Annotated in this window: 4 protein-coding genes; all 4 read right to left on the reverse strand. The window is 39.7% G+C overall.

All coding sequences use genetic code 11. The features are described from left to right. Positions 1 to 590, reverse strand: a 590-nt coding sequence (locus AACZ11_RS12970) for a radical SAM protein (RefSeq protein ID WP_339832746.1), incomplete at its 3' end; no start/stop codon positions are given. Between the two features lie 202 nt (positions 591 to 792). Next, positions 793 to 1,638: a sulfotransferase domain-containing protein gene (locus AACZ11_RS12975; protein ID WP_339832748.1), complete on the reverse strand. Its 846-nt coding sequence runs from the start codon at positions 1,636 to 1,638 to the stop codon at positions 793 to 795. A gap of 31 nt (positions 1,639 to 1,669) precedes the next feature. Continuing rightward, positions 1,670 to 2,869, reverse strand: a complete 1,200-nt coding sequence (locus AACZ11_RS12980; RefSeq protein ID WP_339832750.1) for an ABC transporter ATP-binding protein — start codon at positions 2,867 to 2,869, stop codon at positions 1,670 to 1,672. Positions 2,870 to 2,871: 2 nt separating this feature from the next. Further along, positions 2,872 to 3,717, reverse strand: a complete 846-nt coding sequence (locus tag AACZ11_RS12985) for an ABC transporter permease (protein ID WP_339832752.1) — start codon at positions 3,715 to 3,717, stop codon at positions 2,872 to 2,874. Positions 3,718 to 4,172 lie beyond the last annotated feature (455 nt).

Here is a 4,172-nt window from a genome sequence, read left to right on the forward strand (position 1 = left end):
CAGACGTGTGCTCTTCCGATCTTCTCATCATCATCAAAGTTGCGAATTACCTTACCCCGATCTTGGTTATAGAGCCTATTAATAGTTTCAGCAACTCTAAACCTTCCGTACATATTATGTTGTTTTGCATAGAACAGAAGGTCATCTGCATCCCAAACATTGACTTTAGAAATCGTACACCCAAAGGAAACAGGGATTTTCAATTCTTCCTGTACGTATTGAAAGACTGAAATAGCTGTCTTAAAATTACCTTTCGTTCCTCTCACTTTATCGTGTGCTTTCTCTACACCATCGATAGAAACCATGACGGAAAAGGGCACTTCGAAACGGTCACAAACACTTTTTACATCCTTGATCCTCTTTTTAACATCGTCTTCGATGATCGCATTTGTAATAAGACTTAAACCTTTAATATCGGGAACCGCTTCAATGATCTTTTGAAATACCTCCGGCAAGTCTTCTCGTAACGTGGGCTCGCCACCTGTGACCCCAACATGCTGCAATTCTGAATATAGTGTATCGCTTAGTATGTCTTTTAATTGTTGCGGACTTATCTCAAGTTCCTCGTCACGTTTCCAAATGTTACACATGGTACACTTAGAGTTACAACTGTCAATGATATTGAGGTTTAACACGGTGGGCTTGGCAGAAACGTTTAAAACAGGTGCAGGGAATTCAGGTTCTTTGCCTAGGTATAAACTTCTACGAAATAGAAATTCCTTCCTTAAAGCCCGGAGTTTTCGTTTACTTCGTTGTTTTATTTTATATAGCTGATACTTCAATCCCATTAAATCACTGCTCTACTTTTTTAAAATTATCCTTTTGACTGTCGTAATACGCACCTAAGTTATTAGTTTTAAGTTCAAAATATTCAATTAGTTCTTCATTCAACTCATTCTTCCATTGATCTACGGAAGCTGATCTGTAATGTGATTTGTTATTAGATTCGCCTTTTTTTCTACCACTTGAGTAATTTTTATAAGAATGCTTATTGATTATATCATCATATAAGACATTCTTTTTCTTCAACTCTAAAAAAGAAAGAAGATCCAAACAGAAGGTCGTATAATGTTCTACAAAATCTTCGTACAGATATATTCGAACTAGGTGGTCTTCCTTTTGGGTCATCCATCGTTTAACCCCTTCAAAGAGACCGAATTTATTCATTTCATCAATAGAATACTTAATTCCGTCATCAAATGAATAATCTACTAACTTCGACCTTACTATATTAATCTGCTCTGTTGGAGGATGACTATATTTTGCAGAATAATACCAACTAACAACTAAATCTCTTGGGTCGCGAAGTACGAAGAAAACCTTTGCGTCTTTGGCACTGAGATAGTTTAATATGTTCGGACCAATATAAAAACTCGTATAAAAACAATTTTTTTTAAGCCGATTAAAACCAAAATCAGCCTCTTGTTCAGTATATAAATCCTTCTGCAATGAATAACTTGGCTTTTTGTAAATAGAATCTTTAAATATTACCGATTCTCTGTAATCCACAAACGTATGTATCTTATAATTTTTGTTACTTTTCGCTATAACATCAGATAAAAAAGATATAAACCACTGGCTAGCTGTTTTCTGAGTACAGCAATGAATGATTGTTTTGTTTTTTTTAAATAATTGCATTTAATACTACTTTCAGGCTTCAGTACTTGAATTAAAGAATCCAACGTGAATTTAATTGAACAGGGACAGTGCCTACTAAGGTTCCACCTCTGCTTTCAAAATAAGTTAAGTTCCTAATATTAGTTAGCGTTTTACCGAATTTATATTCCGTATCGTTTATATTTTCGGTGAAAACCACATTAATGGAATACCGGCCGGGGGTAAACATATTCTCAAAGCGAACTTCTGTGGTATAATGCGATTGGTCTAATGTAATATCTTCACTCAAGGAATTAAGCGACGCCACACCGTTTAAATTGGCATCCATGATAACCACACTCACAAAATAGTCTTTGTAATTTGAGTTATTAACAAAATCCAATTTCAGACAAATGGTTTCAGCGCTGGAAAATATCGTTTTTGGCGTGCCCGATATATCAAGCAGGGAAAAAGAGTTTAGCACAACATCATCTCCTATAATGGTCGTATTCTCGACTGTATAATTTTTATGATATAAGCTAAGACCATAGGCTATATCAGAGCCGTAATAATCGGCAACACCATTTTCCATATGCAACACATGCGTCGCAATTCTAGCAACCTGGGGCATGGAATGGCTTACAAAGAGCACTGCGCAGTTATGAAGGAGTTCTGATATTCTATTAAAACATTTCACTCGAAATGCAATATCCCCTACCGCCAATACCTCGTCAATAATAAGCACATCGGGTTCCATTTGGGCTGCTACGGCAAAACCCAGTCGTACCTTCATCCCGCTGCTGTAGTTTTGAACGGGCATATCGATGAATTCGCGGATTTCGGCAAAATCGATGATCTCTTCTACCTTGGCATCGATCTCCTTTTTCGAGAACCCTAACACGGCTCCGTTGTTATAGATGTTCTCCCGGCCGCTTAAAATAGGGTTGAATCCGGCTCCCAGTTCGATCAAGGCCCCTACGCGTCCGCGCATGGTGATCTTCCCGGCATCGGGGTTGATAAGGCCGTTCAGCATTTTCAATAAGGTAGACTTCCCGGCGCCGTTATGCCCTATCAATCCCAGACATTCGCCACGTCGTAATTCAAAATTGATATCCTTTACCGCCCAGAACTCCTTGGGGCGCAAGGTGCGCTCTGAGGTGCTACCGGACAGCCCATAGAACAGGTCCTTTACGCCATACATCAAACTGGTCTTCAGGTCCTTGCAGAACTTCTTAGACAATCCTTCAACCTTTACCAAGACTTCGTCACTCATACTTAGGCGCTTAATCGTTCAACAATGATTGGGATGGAAATTCGGTAGATCACCATGGCTATAAAAAACAAGGGAATACATACAGCCACCACAATGGAAAAGTACAGCAAATAATGAAAATCGCCTCCTACCAACGCATCTCTGGCAATGGTCACCAAGGGGGTGATGGGATTTAATTCCATGATCCATTTTAAAATTCCGTCATTAGGTACCGCATAGACCACAGGCGTTGCATACATCACAAACCGAAGCACGAAGCCGATGGTGCGGTTTACGTCGGTATAGAGCATTCCTAAGGGCGTTAGAAAAAGGCCAATGGTCGTACCAAACAGTACGGCGGCCAATAAGATGAATGGAAATAGTAAAAGCGTCCAGTGAAAACCTACGCCAAAGGCAAACACAAAAACGATCAATAGCAGTACTTTAACAGCACTGTTGAACAACAATTTATACAGGCCGGTAATGATAAGTGCTTCCTTCGGAAAATTGATCTTAGATAAAATGTTACGCGCACTGTTGGTATTGTTCATAGGTGCATTGATGGATTCGGTGATAATGGACCACAGCAAGGTCCCCGAAAAGGCAAACACAGGATAGGGTATGCCGGTGTCTGAGATACGCAGGGTCCCCGAACTATTCAAAAAGATCCAAATGGCAGCGGTGGCAAGGGGTGTAATAAAAGCCCACACAAGTCCCAGATACGACTGTCGGTACTGTCCTTTAATATCCCGTACAGCCAATTGCTTGGCAAGGAATCGGGACGCATACATGTCCCGCATGCTTTCCCCAATTAACTTCCCTAAACGCAGGTTGTTCTCTTTTTGGTAAATTTTGGTTTGCAAAGCCATAGACAGGGAAACGAGATGGGGTTATCTTACGGCAACTAAGATACTAATTATGAACAGATAGAAAAAGGTTTATCTTGTATTCTCATTCCTTGCGGCATGTCCTCATACAGCAGGCCTAAAGCCCGACCGTTGTATTCTTTTTTTGGCCAACGCCATGGAGATTGACTCATAAAACAAGGTCATGGGTTCTTAGCTACTAACTAAAACGCTTTCAGGATCGATTACGTATGTAGCCTTCCGTTTTTGACCCCTTTTGTCCACATTTGTCCGTTTTTGTCCACATTTGTCCGATTTTGTCCGGTTTTGGTCATTTTATGTCAATTTATGTTCATTTATGTCACTTTATGTTCAATTGTGTCACTTTATGTTCATTTATGTCATTTTATGTCATTTTTGGTCATTTGTGTCACTTTCTGTTTTCCATACACTCTCCATACACTAGCCATACAGTTACC

Source organism: uncultured Altibacter sp., from assembly GCF_963972995.1.
Classification (GTDB): Bacteria; Bacteroidota; Bacteroidia; order Flavobacteriales; family Flavobacteriaceae; genus Altibacter.